The organism is Marinomonas sp. FW-1, assembly GCF_005222245.1.
GTDB lineage: Bacteria > Pseudomonadota > Gammaproteobacteria > Pseudomonadales > Marinomonadaceae > Marinomonas > Marinomonas alcarazii.
This window is the reverse complement of record NZ_CP025987.1, coordinates 2,108,800-2,128,795: the sequence shown is the minus strand read 5'-3', so window position 1 is coordinate 2,128,795 and position 19,996 is coordinate 2,108,800. Positions and strand designations below refer to the sequence as shown.

The 19,996-nt window shown below is 43.6% G+C and carries 14 protein-coding genes; 2 read left to right on the top strand and 12 right to left on the bottom strand.

Going from position 1 to position 19,996, the window contains the following annotated elements; genetic code table 11:
* Nucleotides 1-2: 2 nt before the first annotated feature.
* The 10 genes from C1X04_RS09990 to nadC all read right to left on the bottom strand — a co-directional run bounded on the left by C1X04_RS09990 (nucleotide 3) and on the right by nadC (nucleotide 8,833).
* Nucleotides 3-227: a DNA gyrase inhibitor YacG gene (locus tag C1X04_RS09990; protein WP_110572742.1), complete on the bottom strand. Its 225-nt coding sequence runs from the start codon at nucleotides 225-227 to the stop codon at nucleotides 3-5.
* A 16-nt stretch (nucleotides 228-243) separates the two neighbouring features.
* Nucleotides 244-849, bottom strand: coding sequence for a dephospho-CoA kinase (coaE, locus tag C1X04_RS09985; RefSeq protein ID WP_110572740.1), 606 nt, complete (start codon nucleotides 847-849; stop codon nucleotides 244-246).
* On the bottom strand, nucleotides 846-1,637 hold the full coding sequence (locus tag C1X04_RS09980; RefSeq protein WP_110572738.1) for an A24 family peptidase: 792 nt from the start codon (nucleotides 1,635-1,637) through the stop codon (nucleotides 846-848). Before C1X04_RS09980 ends, coaE begins: the two co-directional genes overlap by 4 nt.
* Nucleotides 1,638-1,640: 3 nt before the next feature.
* Nucleotides 1,641-2,702 carry a type II secretion system F family protein gene (locus C1X04_RS09975; RefSeq protein ID WP_137169816.1) on the bottom strand — a complete coding sequence of 354 codons (1,062 nt, stop codon included), beginning with the start codon at nucleotides 2,700-2,702 and terminating at the stop codon, nucleotides 1,641-1,643.
* Nucleotides 2,689-3,639 (bottom strand): GspE/PulE family protein, encoded by a 951-nt coding sequence (locus C1X04_RS09970; protein WP_110572734.1) that lies wholly within the window; start codon nucleotides 3,637-3,639, stop codon nucleotides 2,689-2,691. Before C1X04_RS09970 ends, C1X04_RS09975 begins: the two co-directional genes overlap by 14 nt.
* Entirely contained in the window at nucleotides 3,636-4,088 is a 453-nt protein-coding gene (locus C1X04_RS09965; RefSeq protein WP_110572732.1) for a pilin, read from the bottom strand. The genes C1X04_RS09970 and C1X04_RS09965 overlap by 4 nt, the downstream gene beginning before the upstream one ends.
* Nucleotides 4,089-4,154: 66 nt before the next feature.
* Entirely contained in the window at nucleotides 4,155-4,520 is a 366-nt protein-coding gene (locus tag C1X04_RS09960) for a hypothetical protein (protein ID WP_110572730.1), read from the bottom strand.
* 125 nt (nucleotides 4,521-4,645) lie between these two features.
* Nucleotides 4,646-6,745, bottom strand: a complete 2,100-nt coding sequence (pta, locus tag C1X04_RS09955; RefSeq protein ID WP_110572728.1) for a phosphate acetyltransferase — start codon at nucleotides 6,743-6,745, stop codon at nucleotides 4,646-4,648.
* A gap of 46 nt (nucleotides 6,746-6,791) precedes the next feature.
* Entirely contained in the window at nucleotides 6,792-7,982 is a 1,191-nt protein-coding gene (locus C1X04_RS09950) for an acetate/propionate family kinase (protein WP_110572725.1), read from the bottom strand.
* Nucleotides 7,979-8,833 carry a carboxylating nicotinate-nucleotide diphosphorylase gene (nadC, locus tag C1X04_RS09945; protein WP_110572723.1) on the bottom strand — a complete coding sequence of 285 codons (855 nt, stop codon included), beginning with the start codon at nucleotides 8,831-8,833 and terminating at the stop codon, nucleotides 7,979-7,981. The genes C1X04_RS09950 and nadC overlap by 4 nt, the downstream gene beginning before the upstream one ends.
* A gap of 927 nt (nucleotides 8,834-9,760) precedes the next feature.
* On the opposite strand from nadC, the gene aceE reads away from it, so the two are divergent.
* Both aceE and aceF read left to right on the top strand, forming a co-directional pair.
* Nucleotides 9,761-12,427: a pyruvate dehydrogenase (acetyl-transferring), homodimeric type gene (gene aceE, locus C1X04_RS09940; protein WP_137169815.1), complete on the top strand. Its 2,667-nt coding sequence runs from the start codon at nucleotides 9,761-9,763 to the stop codon at nucleotides 12,425-12,427.
* Between the two features lie 91 nt (nucleotides 12,428-12,518).
* Nucleotides 12,519-14,450: a dihydrolipoyllysine-residue acetyltransferase gene (aceF, locus tag C1X04_RS09935; RefSeq protein WP_137169814.1), complete on the top strand. Its 1,932-nt coding sequence runs from the start codon at nucleotides 12,519-12,521 to the stop codon at nucleotides 14,448-14,450.
* Nucleotides 14,451-14,532: 82 nt separating this feature from the next.
* Here the strand turns inward: aceF and C1X04_RS09930 are convergent, their stop codons facing one another.
* Together C1X04_RS09930 and rne are read right to left on the bottom strand one after the other, a co-directional pair.
* Nucleotides 14,533-16,185, bottom strand: a complete 1,653-nt coding sequence (locus tag C1X04_RS09930; protein ID WP_137169813.1) for a SulP family inorganic anion transporter — start codon at nucleotides 16,183-16,185, stop codon at nucleotides 14,533-14,535.
* Nucleotides 16,186-16,309: 124 nt separating this feature from the next.
* Nucleotides 16,310-19,597 (bottom strand): ribonuclease E, encoded by a 3,288-nt coding sequence (gene rne, locus C1X04_RS09925; protein WP_137169812.1) that lies wholly within the window; start codon nucleotides 19,595-19,597, stop codon nucleotides 16,310-16,312.
* Between the last annotated feature and the right edge of the window lie 399 nt (nucleotides 19,598-19,996).

Genomic DNA, 19,996 nt, shown 5'->3' with positions numbered 1-19,996 from the left:
AATTATAAAAAGGACTTATTTGGATCAATAACAAGATCCTCTGAAAAAATTTCGTCTTCTTCCGATGTTTGCTGAGGAATAGAGTAGGATTCACTTGCCCACGCACCCAAATCAATTAACTTACATCTAGGGCTACAGAAAGGGCGATCTGGGTTCTCTTTCGACCACGGTGATTTTTTTTGGCAAGTTGGACATGCAACTAGCGAAGCTTTAATACTGTCTGACATGAATGTGACTCTAAATTTATAATGACTCTAGAATTTTTTGGTGCAATTTTAAGACTTTAGCATTCATATCATTAAGATTGCCAGCGTTTTCCAAGATGAAGTCGGCCTTCATGAGGCGTTCACTATTGCTTAATTGCGCAGAGATTATTTTTTGTGCACTTTCTCTATCTACTTGGTCGCGATTCACGACTCTTTGTAATTGAACATCTACTGGGACGTCGATGGCGATAGTATATTTGCATATAGAATTTTGCTTTGTTTCAAATAATAACGGGTGAACAAGAAGCACGTACTGTGATGTCGCACCTTGGAGCTGAGATAGAAGTTCTTCTCTTATTGCTGGATGTGTTAATGATTCAAGCCATGAACGCTCACTGGGAGTGTCAAAAATAATTTCGCGTAAAGCACGTCGATTTAATGTGCCATCGTTCAGTAATATTTTACTGCCATAGCGCTGCTCAATTTTATCGAGGCAATATGAACCCGGTAAGACAACTAATCTTGCAACATCGTCGGCATCAACACTTTGAATGCCGAGTTGATTAAAGCATTTTGCTATTGTGCTTTTGCCTGAACCTATACCGCCAGCAAGGCCTATGATGGGAGTTATGTGATCTGTCATAGAGTTAAATAGAATACTAATAAGGCTGAAATCGTTAAAAAGGGGCCGAAAGCTATATAGTCTTGGCTGCTTGTTTTTGAGAACACAGTGTATAGTATTCCACATATGCTTGCACAAAATAACAATGTAGGAAGATGTGAGAGCCCAAGCCAACTTCCCAATGCTGCCAGTAGTTTAGCGTCACCTAGTCCAATGCCTTCTTTGTCCCTACACAAGGTATAGAGCCAACGTAGGGTGTACAACAAAACGAACCCAGCCATCATACCCAGCACGCTGTTATGCAGGTTATTTGCAGATATGTTAAGTAGCAATCCGCAACCTAGCGCCACAGTATTACATTCATCCGGTATAAGCTTGTGTTCCATGTCTATGACGGTTGCGGTAATCAAAGCGCTCATTAACAAGGTTATAAGAGTCAGCGAGTAGACATCATCAAATAGCCACAAAAGAGGCAGGCAGCAAAGTAAGTGTGTGATTTCAATAACGAGATAACGAGAGGATATTCTCTGTTTACAATAGCGGCATTTGCCTTTAAGGGCGATAAAACTAAAGATTGGGATGAGATCTTTGTATGTCAGAGGTTGTTCACAGTGAATGCAGTGAGAGCGCCTTCTATTAAACATTAATGGTGAAGACGTGGTGAAAGGAATCGATAATAGATGGTGTGCCTCTTTAGTCCACAAATAATCTTGTTTAATTGGCCATCGGGTTGTGTAGGCAGCAGAAAAACTGCCGATGCAAAGTACCATTACACAGTACAAAGTCCACATTAATACGGTTAAATCCATTTATTAAATCTCAATCAAAGGTGCATACAGAGTAACCAACGCTGTGGCAACGACACTGCCTGCAATCATGAGGCAGATAGCGGGGATGAGTTTCTCTAAAATGGCGATGTTTCTTTGCCATCGCTTCTCGTGTTCTTTAGCGGCTAAGACGAGTGCTCTTTCGATATCGCCATCCTGTCCAGCTGAGTGTAAGGCAATTGATGATTCGTTTGGGAACCAGTGTGACGGAAAGGTTTCTTCGTAGTTCTTGCCTAAACGAAGGGTGTAATAGACACTGTAAATTTCATATTTTGTGGGAATGTGTTGGAAATAGTCAGGCATATTTTTTAATGCCTGTTGCAATGTTAGGCCCGTTTTTCTGATGGTGCTTAATAAAGAAAATAATTTCGTCAAACGGAAATTACGACTGTATTTCTCTAACCAATAACAAGCATGACCTTGGTGCAGGCTACGTATAACGCTAATTTGGACTAGGCTACAAATCACATAAATTGAAAGATTAAGTATCAAGTGTGCCAGATAATCATCGGTTGACTGATCTTCTAACGAGCGATTGATAATGAGGATGATCAAAGCTATCTGAATGACGCTGAATGGATAGATAAGGGTTTTTAGTAATCGCTGAGACCATTCAAGTAGAGATTTGAGTTGATGTATTGATACGCTTAAACTTTTCTCACAATCTTCCCTTGTACCCTGAGAATTTAGAAGCTGCGTGTAGGGTGCTGCTGAGTTTTTGGTTAGCTTGCTTAATGCCTCATTAAAGGTTGTGCCTCGCTCTAGTTCACCTAATATGGCTTTGCTTATATTAGCCATTCCTGAGTTTGACGAAGATAAGGCGAAGTGCGCAATAGCTTGGTTAAGTTGTAATCCCGATTGTAAGGCACTTTGAATTTCTTCATAAAAAGTTTGAAGTGATTTGTAGTCGAATTTCTTTGGTGTCCATTGGGATACTATGATTTGCCAGTGGCCTTTACTTACAGAGTCAAAAAGCACCTCTTGTTCTGAGTGTCCATATCTATAATCTACTTTTCCACTGACATATTTGATTTTAAACCATGGCATTTTGGGCCTCACTATGCAAATGAGGGTAGGGTTTCCATAAAGAGGGAGAGGAAATTAATTCATCGTAATTCCTTGGCAAAGATGCCTCCCATAAGGGGGATATTCCATGAAATATAGGATGTTGTGAGCTGCTTTTATAGAGCATTGATTGATGGATGATGAGCTTTAGTGAGCTTGCTAAAGAAAAAAAATCAACTTGCCAGCCGTGGCATCGATGTATCGCATCTAGTGCCGAGTTAGTATGTAATGTAGCCAGAACAAGGTGACCAGTAAGAGCTGCATTAACGGCTAAATTCGCGGTGATGGCATCGCGTACTTCGCCTACCATGATGACATCTGGATCTTGCCTAAGAAACGATTTCAATAATGCTGCTGAGTCCAGCCCTATAGCGGGATTGGGTTCACATTGAAATAACCCTGAGATTTCATATTCCACAGGGTCTTCAATGGTGAAAATGGTTTTCTCACCTGTATTTAAAACATCTAGACATGAATATAGAGTGGTGCTTTTTCCGGCACCAGTGGCACCGCATACTAGAATTAACCCACTGGGTTGTTCCAAAGCGGAAGACAAAGCGGAATGGAGGTTAGCCTGTATGCCTATTTCATTCAAAGACAAGCGGTTTTTGTCAGGTAATAATCGAAGCGCAACTTTTTCTCCTTTAACGGTTGATACGATGCTCACTCTGACAAATGTACTGCGGTGTCTTTCTTCAAACAAAAACTGACCCTCTTGCGTTCTTCTTGTTTCTGAAAGATCTAGATTTGCGCGCATTTTTATACGATTGATTAGGTTTGTTTCAGGGGGTAAATCAACCACTTTGTTTAGGGTGCCATATTCGCGTTGATAGACGTGTAGGCTTATCTTCGTGTGCTCTAAATGGACATCTGTAGCGTGCCGACCGATAGCGTTAGAGATGATTTCTTCTAATGTCATAGCGCACCTTCTATTGTACTTTCACATTGTAGGGGCAGTAGATTAGCGTCTAGGTCTGAAAGGCATGTCCAATTTCTATTGCTATCACGAGAAAATCTGAGATATTGGTTTTCATCGATGCCTGTATTGCTATTAAGAGTGAGAATTAGGCTGCCTGTTGTTTTATTGGCACTGTCAACGGTAATGGACTTCGCGATGGATTTATCCGTGAGTGAGGTTTTTATTAGGTTGAATTCTGTTTCATTGGGAAAGGAACCATGTAAAAGAATAAATTCTTCGATGACGGATTGGTGTTGTGTGGCAAGGTTTTGCGCTTCGATTAATTTCGCTTTTGCTATTTGACGTGTAAAAGTGGGTACAGAAAGGCTTGCTAAGATGGAAATAATGGCGATCACGACCATAAGTTCCAATAACGTAAAGCCGCGTACTAATTGACGAGAAAGTAACATTCTTCACTCCTTGAAGATTATGATTTTAGCATCCTGCTAATGGTATTTTATGTTAATGATGTCACATTAAACAATCTGATCTAAGATGTCTCCGGTCGTTTTGTTTTCTTGATAGTCTTTTGTTGGTTCTAATTGAGTTGAAGTTGCAAGATCTGTGTCTTCAGCAAATTCTTCTTCTAACTCCTGTAGCATATCATTTTGCTTTTTCGCATCAATTTCATCCGCTGTTTTTTTATTGTGCTGGGACAACGCCTGACCTTCTTCAGAAATAGTTACAACTAGGTCGCTGGAGGCTTTGGCGTTACGGGCATGTAATGCTGCTAGGTTCTTGTCTTCGTCAGACCGCACATCAAAAGTGGTGTAACCAGGCGTAACTGTATTATTTGGCACTTGGGCGGATAGAGCGATTGAGTGAGGAAGGCTACCAGACATAACGACCACCAGCTGAAAAATATTGATTAATATTAATAGGCAATCTTAAGTATGTCCACTTTCTAGACAGTAGCGCTATAAAAGCCGCTTGCATGGTTGCGAGCTGCCTAGAAAGTGGTACGCGTTTAGACGTCTTTTTTATCACCAGCTTGAATGGCTGTTATGGCGATAGTATAGACAATATCATCGACTAAAGCGCCGCGAGACAAATCGTTAACAGGTTTGCGAATACCTTGCAGCATTGGGCCAATACTGACCACATCCGCACTTCTTTGCACGGCTTTATAAGTGGTGTTACCTGTATTTAGATCAGGGAAGATAAAGACAGTGGCTTTACCGGCGACTTTACTATTTGGCGCTTTTTGCTTAGCAACTTTCTCCATGATAGCTGCGTCGTACTGCAATGGTCCGTCAATCAATAGGTCTGGTCTCAATTTTTGTGCAATCGCAGTCGCTTCTCTTACTTTATCTACATCGTTGCCTGTGCCTGAACCGCCAGTGCTGTAGCTGATCATGGCGACTTTCGGTGTAATGCCAAATGCACTGGCAGAGTCCGCGCTTTGAATGGCGATTTCTGCAAGTTGTTGTGCTGTTGGGTCTGGGTTAATCGCGCAATCGCCATAAACCAAGACTTGATCAGGTAAGCACATGAAGAAAACCGATGACACTAGGCTCGCGTTAGCGGATGTTTTGATTAACTGTAGAGCAGGGCGAATGGTGTTGGCCGTCGTATGTACTGCGCCAGACACTAGTCCATCCACATCGCCAACTTGTAACATCATGGTGCCTAATACAACATTGTCTTCCAATTGCTCACGTGCCACGATATCAGTCAGTCCACGACTTTTTCTTAACTCGACCATTGGCGCAACATAGCGTTCGCGAATGCTGCTAGGGTCGAGTATTTCTACGCCATGACTCAATTCAATGCCATTGTTCTGTGCGATTCTAAGTATTTCTGTTTCGTTACCGAGTAAGGTACAGCGCGCAATACCACGTTCGGCACAAATCGAAGCGGCTTGAATTGTGCGAATTTCTTCACCTTCAGGTAGGATAATGCGCTTGTTGAGTGAGCGAGCAAGTTCGATCAAGCGGAATCGGAACGCTGGTGGAGATAGCTTTCTTTCTTCTTGGTTTAAAGCGAAAGAGTTGATCCAATCGTGATCTATACAACGAGCAATGTGCTCTTTTACCATTAAGACGCGCTCTTTATCATCAAGCGGAATTTCTTGGTTAAACGACTGCATGTTAATAACCGTTTCCCAGCTGTTAGACTCAACAGATAGAACTGGTAAGCCTTTGGCCATTGCTTTACCGCATAGCGTCATTAAGGCTTCACTTGGTTGGTATCCACCGGTCACAACTAAGGCTGCAATCTTGATGTCATTAAGTGCTGCGATAGCCGTCGCCATTATGATGTCGGTACGATCCCCTGGAGTGAAAACCAGTACGCCTGGACGAAGTGCTTCAAGCATGTTTTCTACGCCACGGGCGCAAAGAGTATAAGATTGCACTCGACGAGATTCGATTTCACCCGCATTAATGATGCGAGCACCAAGGAAGTCGGCAACATCTTTTACTCGTGGGTAGGTGAGTTCGTCCGCCTTTGGTATTTGACCGAGCAGACTAAAGTTGCGTTTAAATATGCCTCGCTGAGCAAATAAATCCCCATAGGATTTAACACCTAATGAACCAGGGCTAGTTTTATTCAAAATACAGCCAATGACATCGTTGGCCTTAATGCCACCATAAGAACCTGCCGCAATCTCAACATGGTGTTCTAGTTCATTTACTCGCATATTGTTTGGTGCTGTTACCAATACCAAACCCGCATCAAGAGTACGAGCAATCGCTTTGTTTAGTCGTGTGGCGTAAGGGTGGCCTGCAATTTGAGCAAGACCTTCTACGATAACCGTTGAGTCTGGCTCTACGCTAGCTTGGAAGCGGCCAACAATCTCTTCCATCAGTTCGTCAATATTGTCGTTATACAAATAACGCTCTGCTTCATGAAGCGGAATAGGTTCAGCTGGCGTCAGTGTTGAACCTTGGGCAACCATGGCTGTTGATTTGTCAGGTCCTTTGTCACCAGGCTGTGGCTGGGCGATTGGCTTGAAAAAGCTGGCCTTTAAGCCCTGCTGTTCAAGCGCACGGACAAGACCAACAGAAACTGATGTTAGTCCTACACCAGGGCCTGTGGGTACGGTCATAAGTACATTTATTGACATATCTGATGAATCCTAAATTAGTCCATTTTGGTGTGCGTTATGTTGTTTAATGTTGAATCAAGCTTATTGTATCGAGCGCAATCATTAGCTCTTCATTCGTTGGAATAATCCAAACATTGGTATGACTATCTTTCGCGCTAATATTCAACGTTTCGCCACGAGGGGCATTGTCATTTACTTCTGAGTCTATACGGATATTTAGTGCTTTCAAATGATTACAGATAGCTTGACGTAAATAGCTTGAATTTTCGCCTATACCACCTGTAAATACCAAATGATCAATACTTATTAAAGTCGTGGCCACACTGGCTAAATGTTTCGCTGTTCTAGCGGCAAACATGTCTAAAGCCAACTTAGCTCTTTGGTCTCCAGACTCCATAGCTTCTTCTAAGGTCCGACAGTCATTGGAAATCTCTGACACACCAAGTAGGCCGCTCTGTTTATTTAAGATATCAAGTGCGGATTCAAAGGAAATGTTTTCAGCTTGGCTAATAAATGACAGTAGGCTCGGATCTAGGCTACCAGAGCGCGTTCCCATCATTAGGCCTTCTAATGGCGTGATGCCCATACTGGTATCGGAAGATTTGCCTTGATTAATCGCACAAGTGCTTGCACCGTTACCAAGGTGAGCCACAAGCACGCCTTGTTGATCACTGCCTTTGGCAATATGCGCTAATCGCTGACTTATATATCGATAACTTGTGCCGTGGAAGCCATATTTGCGAAAATGATGCTCTCGATAGAAGTGCATTGGAATCGGGTATAAATACTGCTCGGGCGCCAGTGTCTGATGAAAAGCTGTATCAAATACGGCGACCTGGGGAAGGCCTGGGAAAAGTTCAAAAGCGACCTCTATGCCTTTAACATGGGCGGGGTTATGTAATGGTGCAAACTGAGAGCACTGTTTGATGCCAGCAATAACATCTTGATCAATAAGCACAGATTTACTGAAGGTTTCACCACCATGAACCACTCTGTGGCCAATACCCGCTAATGAGCGCTCTATAATTGGGTGACTACTGAGCCAGATTTTGATTTGATTTACGGCATTTTTATGGCTGCCATCTTCTAAACTAACTTCGCTCTTTTGGCCTTTAAATTTAAACGTGATGCTGCTTTCATCTGTCCCTAATCTATCCGCAATGCCTTCAACCAAGGTTTCTTGTCCGGCATTGGCTAGAATGGCAAACTTTAGAGATGAACTTCCGCAATTGATAACTAAAATACTATCTTTCATAGTGTTTCCTGAGATACGCGCAATGACAGATCGATTGCTTGAACATGTTTTGTTAAAGCGCCAATTGACACAAAGTCAACACCGGTGGCAGCCACTTTTAAAAGTTGATCTTTATCCATATTGCCAGACGCTTCAAATTTAACTTGCCCTTTAAAGTCGCTCACCGCTTTGCTCATATCTTCATATGAAAAGTTATCTAACATGATAATGTCAGCACCCGCTGCAACGGCCATTGCTACTTCGTTAAGGTTTTCAGTTTCCACTTCAATAGTTTTGCCTGGTGCAATTTGTTTCGCCATGCTAACGGCATTTGCTATAGAGCCTGCCGCCATGATGTGGTTCTCTTTTATTAAAAACGCATCGTACAGACCAATGCGATGATTTTTTCCACCACCAATGGTTACGGCGTACTTTTGTGCTTGACGCATGCCGGGCAATGTTTTTCGAGTGTCCAGTATGGTCAGTGCCGTATTAGAGACAATCTCGCTGTATTGGTGTGTAACCGTAGCCGTGTAAGACAAGGTTTGTAGAAAATTTAGCGCCGTACGTTCGCCAGTTAGAATTGTTCTTGCATGTCCTTGAATCGTTATAAATGGTGTATTTGGTGTTAATAAATCACCGTCTTTGTTATGCCAAGTAAGGGTGACATTATTGCCTAATTGGGAAAATACTTCGTTAACCCACGCTTGGCCACATAGTATGGCGGGCTCACGACTGATTATTGTTGCGGTGATTTGTTGATTGTCAGGAATGAGTTGAGCGGTTATGTCTCCTAAGCCGATGTCTTCCTCTAATGCAAAAGTAACTTGCGATTGGATGTGTTTGGTTAAAAGGGGGCTCAAAAGAGTCATGTGCAATCCTAGTTCGTCGCGTGAAGTTAAAACGCTATTGTAGCCTTATATTGATAGATCGTCAGTGCTGATCCGACGAAATTAATTGATTTGAGTAGTATTTCTATAAAAAGGGGTCGTCGTGGGAGTCAGTATTTTTATGGCTAGCTCGGGTGATTCAATTGAATCCTATACTGGGGCGTGGTTGGGGACGGGATTTTATGGCATTATAGCTATTATATAGATGTAAAATCTTGCTTTATTGTGAAATCGGTACAAGCCTAATGTGAAAAATGGGCAAGATTCACACAAGTTATACACCTCATATTCTCTCTGAATTTTTGGTGGAGAGACCTAGTTTTCCTTGGATTAACGTGTTTTTTATCTGTCTTTTGTCGATTTTTTGCAAAGTTCAGAAGGTGAAAATTGCTCTGAATATTTCAATCTTGGTGTCAGTGGCTAGGCGATCTCTTGATTAGGTGTTAATCTTACGCCCGAATTAGACTCTTCTAAGATGGAAGAAAGTGTTCCGAAAGGTAAAACTTTGGTAAAAGATCTTAAGTGCAAAGCACTTAAATCATGTTCTCTTACTTATCTAAGTAAACAGTTTTGAATTTTTATATGCATTTAGTAAGGCTAGTTGCATGTAGAAACTTAATGTTGGATTTGATGAACCAAATCCGAATTGGAAGCGATCCGACTAGGTAAACTAGTGGTCGATACAATGGAAATAAAAATAAAACAACAAATGTTGCCATTGAAACGGATAAAAACGACGCTTTAAGTACCAATAAAGTAGGGTGTCGTTTTATCCGAAGTCGGCTGGAACTTATTTATGGCTATTCATATGAGTTCCGATGGTTCGTTTAAGTAGCCTCCAAGGCTTAAACACACATAATGTCCTTGGTAGGTTAAGTATCTGTTCTAATAGCGGGAGTTATTAACACGATGACTGAGCAGCATATTCTCGAAGACATCGATCCAATTGAAACGAAAGAGTGGGTCGATGCGCTTGAGTCTGTCCTTCGCGAAGAAGGTCCTGAACGCGCACAATACATTTTAAATCATTTGACGAATGAAGCTTCAAAAGCAGGTACGTCAATGCCGTCGTCTATCACGACGCCATACCGAAATACGATAGCTCCTGAAAATCAGAAGCCGTTGCCCGGTGACGTATTTATGGAGCGTCGTATACGTTCCATAATTCGTTGGAATGCATTGGCTATGGTAATGAAAGCTAACCGTGTTGACTCAACACTTGGTGGCCACATTACGAGTTTTTCTTCAGCCGCAACGCTTTATGATATCGGTTTTAACCACTTTTTCCGTGGTAGTGACGGTAAGCAAGAAGCAGATATGGTTTTTTTCCAAGGCCATATTTCTCCTGGTATTTATGCACGTTCATACATTGAAGGGCGTCTGACAGATGAGCAGCTTGATAACTTCCGTCGTGAAGTAGATGGCAAAGGTATCTCTTCTTACCCACACCCTTGGTTGATGCCTGACTACTGGCAGTTCCCTACGGTTTCTATGGGTCTAGGGCCTTTGCAAGCCATTTATCAAGCACACGTTATGAAATATCAGCATAGCCGTGGTTTGATTGATCAAGGTGACCGTAAAGTATGGGCTTTCCTTGGCGATGGTGAGTGTGATGAGCCAGAGTCTTTAGGTGCAATTGCGCTTGCTGGCCGTGAAAAACTGGACAACCTTATTTTCGTGATCAACTGTAACCTACAGCGTCTAGACGGACCTGTACGTGGTAACAGCAAAATTGTTCAGGAGCTTGAAGGTGTATTCCGTGGCGCTGGCTGGAACGTTATCAAGTGTCTTTGGGGTCGTCATTGGGATCCTTTGTTCGAGAAAGATGACAAAGGCCTGCTAATTAAGCGTATGAATGAAGTATGCGATGGCGAACTTCAGAACTACAAAGCAAATGGTGGCGCATATACTCGTGAACACTTCTTTGGCAAATACCCAGAATTGCTAGAGATGGTTAAAGACATGACTGATGATGAGATCATGAATCTTAACCGTGGTGGACATGATCCATATAAAGTATACGCAGCTTACGCTGAGGCAACTTCTCACAAGGGTCAGCCGACCGTTATCTTGGCGCAAACCGTTAAAGGTTACGGCATGTTCAAAGCGGCTGAAGCGCAAAATACGGCGCACCAAACTAAGAAACTGGATGAGGAGTCTTTGGCTCAGTTCCGTGACAAGTTTGGTATTCCTATCAGTGATGAAGAACTGAAAGATCTTCCTTACTACCGCCCAGCAGAAGATAGCCCAGAAATGCAATACTTGCGCTCACGTCGTAAAGCATTGCATGGTGATTTCCCTGTGCGTCGTCGTGATTGTGAAGCACTAGAGGTTCCATCTTTGGAAGCCTTCAAGTCTCAGATCGCTGGTACAAACGGTCGTGAAATCTCTACAACGATGGCATTCGTGCGTGCATTGAATGTTATGGTTAAAGACAAAGAAATTGGTAAGCGTGTTGTGCCAATCGTTGCGGATGAAGCTCGTACCTTTGGTATGGAAGGTATGTTCCGTCAGCTAGGTATCTACACATCTGAAGGTCAGCGTTATACACCGCATGACCATACTCAGATTATGTATTACAAAGAATCTGCTGATGGGCAAATTTTGCAAGAAGGTATTAATGAACCAGGTGCATTCTCTGCATGGTTGGCATTAGCAACTTCTTACAGCAACAGCAATCTGCCAATGATTCCTGTGTACATTTACTACTCAATGTTTGGTTTCCAACGTGTTGGTGACTTGGCTTGGGCGGCAGGTGATTCTCAGGCTCGTGGTTTCTTGATTGGTGCAACAGCGGGTCGTACAACACTTAACGGTGAAGGTTTGCAGCACGAAGATGGTCATTCCCACATTCTTGCTGGCACTATCCCAAATTGTGTGTCTTATGATCCAACTTATTCATACGAAGTTGCGGTTATCATGCAAGATGGCTTGCGCCGTATGTATAAAGAGAAAGAAAGTGTTTTCTATTACCTAACAGTAATGAACGAAAACTATACCCATGAAGATATGCCTGAAGGTGTTGAAGAAGGCATTATCAAAGGGATGTATAAACTTAAATCTCATGCTAAGAAAGCCAACAAGAAACAAGTTCAATTACTTGGTTCTGGTGTGATTCTTCGTGAAGTAGAAGCGGCTGCTGAGATTCTGTTTAACGATTACGGTATTAACTCTGATGTATGGAGTGTAACGTCTTTCAATGAGTTGCGTCGTGAAGGTCTTGATGTAAACCGTTGGAACATGCTTCACCCTGAACAAGAGCCTCGCGTGTCTTATGTCGAGTCTTGCTTGAACGGAAATGGTCCAGTAATCGCTTCTACTGACCATGTTAAGTTGTTCGCAGATCAAATTCGTCCTTTTATCAATACGACTTATAACGTATTAGGTACAGATGGCTTTGGTCGCAGTGATACTCGTGCTCAATTGCGTCATTTCTTTGAAGTGAACCGCTATTGGGTTGTTGTTTCAGCTTTGAATGCCCTTGCAAAAGACGGTGTGATTGATGCATCTGTAGTTAGTGAAGCGATTGCTAAATTTGGCTTAGACCCTGAAAAGCCGAATCCAGTAACTTGCTAATTGCCTGACAATCTAGGCATCCAGCTTGAGGTCTATTTCAAGCTGGATGTGGTTTTAAGTTTGATGCGTCTATAAGACAAAGGAGATTTCTGTGAGTACTGAAATCATTCAAGTGCCAGATATTGGTGGTGCAGATAACGTCGAAGTAATCGAAGTTAGCGTTCAAGTTGGCGACATAATCGAAGTTGACCAAGCGATTATTGTATTAGAAACAGACAAAGCGTCTATGGACGTACCTTCTCCACTAGCGGGTAAAGTGACCGCTATTAGTGTTAAAGAAGGTGATACTGTTTCAGAAGGTCATAAGATTCTTGAGCTAGAAGTTGAAGGTGGCGAAGCTGCTGCTGAAGAACCAAAAGCGCAAGAAGAAGCACCTGCAAAAGCAGCGCCTGCTGCCGAAGAAAAGCCTGCAGCGTCTTCTGAACAAACTGTCTCTGTACCTGATATTGGTGGAGCGACAGGTGTTGACGTTATAGAAGTCTGTGTTGCTGAAGGTGATGAGGTTCAAGAGGGCGATTCAATCATCGTTCTTGAGACTGATAAAGCGTCCATGGATATTCCTGCGCCTTTCAGCGGTAAAGTTTCGAAGCTTTATATCAAAGAAGGTGACACGGTTTCTGAGGGCGATAAGGTTCTTTTATTGTTGACAGAGTCTTCTTCTGCTCCAGTTGCAGAAGAGAAAGCGGCAGAACCTAAATCAGAGTCTCCAGCTCCAGCTGCTGAATCGGCTTCAGGTGGCGTTGAAAAAGTCAATGTTCCTGACATTGGTGGCGCTGAAGGCGTAGAAGTTATCGAAGTGGCAGTAGCGGCTGGCGATAAGGTCAGTGAAGGCGATTCCATTATCGTCCTTGAAACTGATAAAGCTTCTATGGAAATTCCTGCACCAAAATCAGGAACGGTAAAATCTGTTTCTATAAAAGTAGGTGACAAGGTTTCTGAAGGTGATTTCGTGCTTGAGCTTGAAGTGGAAGGTGGTTCTGCACCTAAAGCTGAAGCGGCTCCTGCTGCTGAAAAAGCGTCACCAGCGCCTGCTGCTGAGGCACCTAAAGCAAGTGCGGCGAAAGCAGCACCAGCACAGGCAGATCAATCTGCTGTGTTGTCTGAGCCTTCTAAGAAAGTTCATGCAGGTCCTGCTGTGCGCATGCTTGCTCGCGAGCTAGGCGTTGATCTTGCTCTTGTTCGTCCTACAGGCCCACGTGGTCGTATTACGAAAGAAGACTTGCACGCTTATGTTAAAGCGGCGGTTCAAAAAGCAGAATCTGCTCCTGCGGCTGCAGCAACGGGTTCTAGTTTGCCAACTGTGCCAGATCAAGATTTTAGTAAGTTCGGCGAAGTCGAAGTTGTTAAAATGAGCAAAATCCAACGTCTAACTGCTGAAAATATGGTTCGCAACGCCCTTGTTGTGCCTCAGGTTACTCAGTTTGACAAAGCGGATATCTCTGATCTTGAAGTTTTCCGTAAAGGATTGAAAGGCGAGATGGAAAAACAAGGGGTTAAATTGACGCCTCTTCCATTCCTGATCAAAGCGGTTGCGCAAGCTATGGTTGCTAACCCAAGCTTCAACGTGTCTCTAATGTCTGATGGCCAAAGCTATGTTCAGAAGCATTATGTGCACATTGGTATTGCGGTAGACTCTCCTGCAGGGTTGGTTGTGCCTGTTTTGCGTGATGCTGATAAAAAGTCAGTTGTTCAGATTGCAAAAGAAGCTGGCGAACTGATCAAGAAAGCGCTTGATAAGCAGTTGAAACCTGCAGACATGCAGGGTGGCTGTTTTACTATTTCTAGCTTGGGTGCAATTGGCGGTACAGGGTTTACTCCTATCGTTAACTGTCCTGAAGTGGGTATTCTTGGTGTTTCTAAAGCAGACATTGAACCGCGCTGGAATGGTAAAGAGTTTGAGCCTCGTACAATGTTGCCATTGTGCTTGTCTTATGACCACAGAGCAGTCAATGGTGGTGATGCAGGTCGCTTTATGACCTACTTGAATTCATTGCTAAGTGATGTTCGTCGCTTGTCTCTTTAATTAAGAAGAGAGTTAAGCTGATAAAAAAGCCGCTTCATAAGCGGCTTTTTTTTGTCTAGCGTTTTGTGGGATATGTATTTGGTTATGCAGTTGTTAGGTTATTAACTGCTTGTACTAAGGCGGATTTGCGAGAATCGCAAAAGGCATTGTTAGGTAGTCGGCTCAAGACACCAAGTTTTTCAAGCCGCTCAGTTGTCTGACCGTTTGGGCTGTATATATAAACGGCGCAGTCGGCTTCTATTGCGTCTTTAATGGCGTTTTCAAGTGCAAGCCCTATGGTGAGGTCCATCATAGGAACGGCGCTTAAATCGAGCACCACGGCCTTGTAGTTATGTATGCGATTATGATGCTTTGCTATGGCCTTACTGGCACCAAAAATCATAGGTCCTGATAAATAGAAAAGCAGAACTTTCCCGTCAGCTTGATCTAATAGTGCTTTTTCTTCATCGGATAGTGGGATGTCATCATCGGCATCGCTTATTGCTTTGACGTTACCAGATTGGAGGCGGCTAAGCTTTTCTATTGTCATGATATTGGCAATGAAAACACCAATACCTACAGCCACCATTAAGTCGACAAAGACAGTCAATGCCATCACGCCATACATGATGATTGTAGGGGATAGGGCGACTTTATGAGCGCGTTTTAAAAAGCTCCAGTCAAGTATATTTATACCGACGTACAATGCGATGCCTGCTAATACGGCCATTGGAATTGGGCTAATAAGGTCAGAAGCGCCAAGCACAACCAGTAATAGGATGAGGGCTCTTGTTATGCCGGCCAGTGGTGATTTGCCACCAGACTGGATGTTCACTACGGTTCCCATGGTCGCGCCTGCACCTGGTAAGCCGCCTAATAGCCCGGAAAAGAAGTTGGCTGTACCTTGTCCTATAAGTTCCCGATTAGAATCGTGCTCTTTGCGTGTTAGGCTGTCGGCAATGACGGCGGTTAGGAGTGTGTCGATGCAGCCTAAGGTGCCAAGTACTAAACCATTTATCACCATTTCTATAAATACAGAGCGTTCGAAACTAGGCCAATGAATTGAGGGTGGGCCAGATGGGATTGTACCGATACGACGAACGCCAGTGTCGCTAAAGAGTACAACCGAAACCAGGGTAATGACGACTAAAGCGACGAGTTGTGGAGGAACATATCGGCGCCAGTGTTTAGGAAGATAAAACAGTACACCTAAGGTGAGTAGGCCTAAAAATAATTCTGAAAATTTAAGGTTAACAATAAGTTCGGGCAGGGCGCTTAGTGTTCCCATCACACCACCTGATGGCGATGAATGCCCCAAGAAAGGAGCTATTTGTAAAATAATTAAGATAATGCCGATGCCAGACATAAAGCCAGATATTACGCTGTATGGCATGAGAGTGATGTATTTCCCGAGCTTTAAGTAGCCTAAAGTAATTTGGAATAGGCCTGCGATCATGACGACGGTAAATGCCATGGCGACACCACCTTCAGGGCTACTAGCAAGCATGCTGGTTAAAACGGCGGTCATGATAACCGTCATTGGCCCTGTTGGCTCGGAAATTAGGCTGGTTGAACCGCCGAATAATGCAGCGAAGAGGCCAACCAGAATGGCCCCCCAAAGTCCAGCTTCAGCGCCAGCGCCTGAAGCGACGCCGAAAGCGAGTGCGAGTGGCAGAGATACGATAGCGGTGGTGGCTCCGCCAAATAAATCGCCTACAAGAGCCCAGTCTTTAAAGCGGGAAAAGTCAATGATCATTGTTTTCTTACCTGTCCGTTATTGTTCGCTAATCAGTCCGTTGAAGTCTTCCGTTTTATGCTGTTTGCAAAAGAGCCCGCATAAGGCGGGCTCTTTTCTATTTCATGAAAAATGCATGCAGGTTTTACTCTGCATTAGTCTCAGAGGCTGGCTCAGGACTTGTTTCTTCTCGTGAAATTCGCGGGTCATTTTTTACGCGACCAGAAGATGCTCGGCGACGCGATGTTGCTGCGTTACGTTTTTCTTCTTGTTCCAAGCGAAGCTTTTCCTGCTGAGCTAAAATGGCAGCCGGAAGCTCTACTGGAGCTTTAGCTTCAGTGTTCGCTGCTTTTGCGACAGGCTTGCCACGCCCACGTCGAGGAGTGCGAGTTGGGCGGCCAGTGTTTTCTGGGTTCCCTTCTTTTGTCTCTTCTTCAGTGGTTGCCTTTACTGTCTCAACTTCTGCAGAAGTTGATTCAGTAACACTTTCTGCTTTAGCTTCTGTGCTGTCTGATTGTTCTGTGGTAACTATAGCGTTATCAGCGTTATCAGCGTTTTCTTGCTCAATTTTTCTCATTTGAGCTTTCACTGACATCTTTGGCTTCACTGGTTTTGTTTCAGTTTCAGTTGTTGCTTTGGGCGTTTCTTCCGTCAAGCTTTCAGAGGCTAAAACTTCGGTTGTTTCTTTAGGAGCAGCTTCTTCAGTATCATTTTTTGCAGGTGCTGCTTCAGTTGATTCCTTTTGGCTTTCTTCGGACACGCTTTCAGTAACGACTGCTTCTGTTTTTTCTTTAGTAAGAGCAGCTTCTTCAGGCGCATCTTTTGAAGAGGCTGCCTCTGCTGTTTCTTTTAGGGGTTCTTCGCTAGCAACAACTTCTGAAGTTTCCTTTGGTGTTTCTTCAGCTGTTTTTTCATCACTAGTTTTTTCTACTTCTGAAGTTCCCTTAGGCGTTTCATCAGTAGACTCTTTAGAAATGGCGGCTTGCGTTTCTTCCTTAGGAGCGTCTTCAGACGTGTCTTTGGATGCAACTTTTTCCGCTTTGTCTTCTGTTGCTTCGGCGACCTTATTGTCTTTCTGAGCTGTAGATTTTGTTGTTTCTGCGTTTGCTACTGTGTCAGCCGTTTGGGTGTTATCAGTGCTGGCAGATTCATTGTTTTCTTGTTGCTCGTTGTTTTCTTCTTTCTGAGGGCGACGAGAACGACGAGAGCGGCGAGAGCGACGTTGTGGTTCATCACCGTTCTCATTTTTCTCAGTTACTGCGTTTTGAGCCGCCTCTACTAAAGCGGCGTCTTCTTGCTCTTGTAGTTTGGTTGCTTCTAATGCTTCATCCTTCAGTTTTCCATTACGACGACGATTGTCGTTACGGTCGCGTTTACGCTCTTTCACTTCAGGAATGTCTTTTTCCTTTGGTTGTTGGCGTGGTGCTTTTACCGCTGCTTCTTGCTTTTCAACTCGAGTATCTTGAGTTTCTTGCTTGTTATTACGGTTATTGCGACGGCTATTATTTTTGCTACCAGCTTCAGCTTGCTCACGACGAGATTGACGAGTGGAGCGTGCTTTTTCTGCATTGCTGTCGTCCTTGTCTGAGTTCTGGTGTTTAACGTTACGCTTGTTGTTTCTATTAGGGCGATTGTTCGTATTTTTGCTGGACTTGCTTCTTTCACCCTGAGCGCTGGTGTTTGCAGGCGCTTTACTTGTGCTCTTTGGTTTTTCGTTTGTTTGTGTTTCGCCAAATAGCGCAGTCATAATACGTTTAAACAAGCTTGGTTTGCTTGATGTCTTTTGAGCAGCTTTAGGAGTACTTGCTGGTGTTGAATGCTCAGGTGCTGGCGATTTTGGTGCAATGCTTGTTACAGCGGCCTGTGGTCGAACGTTCTCATTTGCTTTGCGAGGCTCATAAGGAGGCTGCTCTGGTGTTTCTACTAGTGAGTAGCTGTTTTCGTTCTGCGTTACAACAGTGCTGTCATCACGAATGCGTTCAACTTCGAAGTGCGGTGTTTCCATATGAGGATTTGGCACAAGGATGATATGAACGTTGTTACGTTTTTCGATTTTAGCGATGTTTGTACGCTTCTCGTTAAGCAAGAAGGTTGCAACCGATACAGGTAAAACGGCACGTATTTGAGCGGTACGTTCTTTAGAACATTCTTCTTCGATAAGGCGAAGTACAGAAAGAGCTAGAGATTCAACGTCACGGATAAAGCCTTGGCCATTACAGCGAGGACAAACGATACCGCTGGTTTCGCCAAGAGAAGGGCGCAAGCGCTGGCGAGACATTTCTAGCAGGCCAAAACGAGAGATACGACCAAGTTGAACGCGAGCACGATCCGCTTCTAGGGCGTTCTTCATGCGGTTTTCAACTTCTTTTTGGTTGCGAACTGGTGTCATATCGATGAAATCGATAACAACCAAGCCACCAATGTCACGAAGGCGCAATTGACGAGCAATTTCGTCTGCGGCTTCTAAATTCGTTTGTAGTGCTGTTTCTTCGATGTCTCCGCCTTTCGTAGCACGGGCAGAGTTGATATCAATAGACACTAGCGCTTCTGTCGGGTCGATAACGATCGAGCCGCCAGAAGGTAGGCGAACTTCGCGTTGGAAAGCCGTTTCGATCTGAGTTTCGATCTGGAAGCGGTTAAACAGAGGAGTGGAATCTGTGTACATCTTAATGCGCGACTTAAAGTGCGGCATTACTTGCATAACGAAATTGATTGCGTCTTGGTAGGCGCTTTTCTCATCAATTAAAACTTCGCCAATGTCTTCACGTAGGTAGTCGCGAATAGCGCGAATGACGATGTTACTTTCTTGATAAATTAAGAACGGAGCTGGCTTTTCAGATGCCGCTTTAGTAATGGAAGACCATAGAGTATCAAGGTAATCCAAATCCCACTGAAGTTCTTCTGTTGAGCGGCCAACACCTGCAGTTCGGACAATAAGTCCGCCATTTTCTGGTGTATTTAGCCCTGACATTGCCTCTTTTAGGTGAGATCTGTCATCACCATCGATACGACGAGAAATGCCACCAGCACGTGGATTATTTGGCATCAAAACCAAATAACGTCCAGCTAAGCTAACAAAAGTAGTTAATGCAGCACCTTTATTGCCGCGCTCTTCTTTATCTACTTGCACTATCACTTCTTGACCTTCGCTCAACACATCTTTGATGTTGATACGGCCTTCGTGATTGGACTTTTTGGAAAAATAGGTTTTGGAAATTTCTTTTAGGGGTAGGAAACCGTGGCGATCAGCACCAAAATCAACAAAGGCAGCTTCTAAACTCGGTTCGATACGAGTGATACGGCCTTTATATATGTTGGATTTCTTTTGTTCGCGTGAACCGGATTCGATATCTAGATCATATAGACGCTGTCCGTCTACTAGGGCGACTCGCAACTCTTCTTGTTGAGTTGCATTAATAAGCATTCTAATCATTATATGTGTGAACTCTGTGGGCTGAAACGAAAGAGTCACTACAGTGATAGGGTAACCATTAATAAATCTGACTCAGAATTAGAGTAAGTCATTCAGTTTTTTTCTGGCTAGAGGAATACGCGATTCGTTTATTGTTTCTTAAACGCTTTCATGTGGTCGCTGCCGTTATTATTACCAAATAGTCTCTTTAACCGGTCTCGTTTCCTTGCTTTTACGAAACAACGCGAACGCGCGGTCTAGCAATTTAATGAGTGTTCCTTCCACTGAAGCGGAATTTTCCGAATCATGCGGTTTATTATTTAAGATTAACTGTTACAGAGGTAAGATAGGGGCCAAAGTGTCGCTTCGGCAATTGTCATTCAATTCTTGCATCTTATCTTCGAGGTGTTTTGTTGCCTC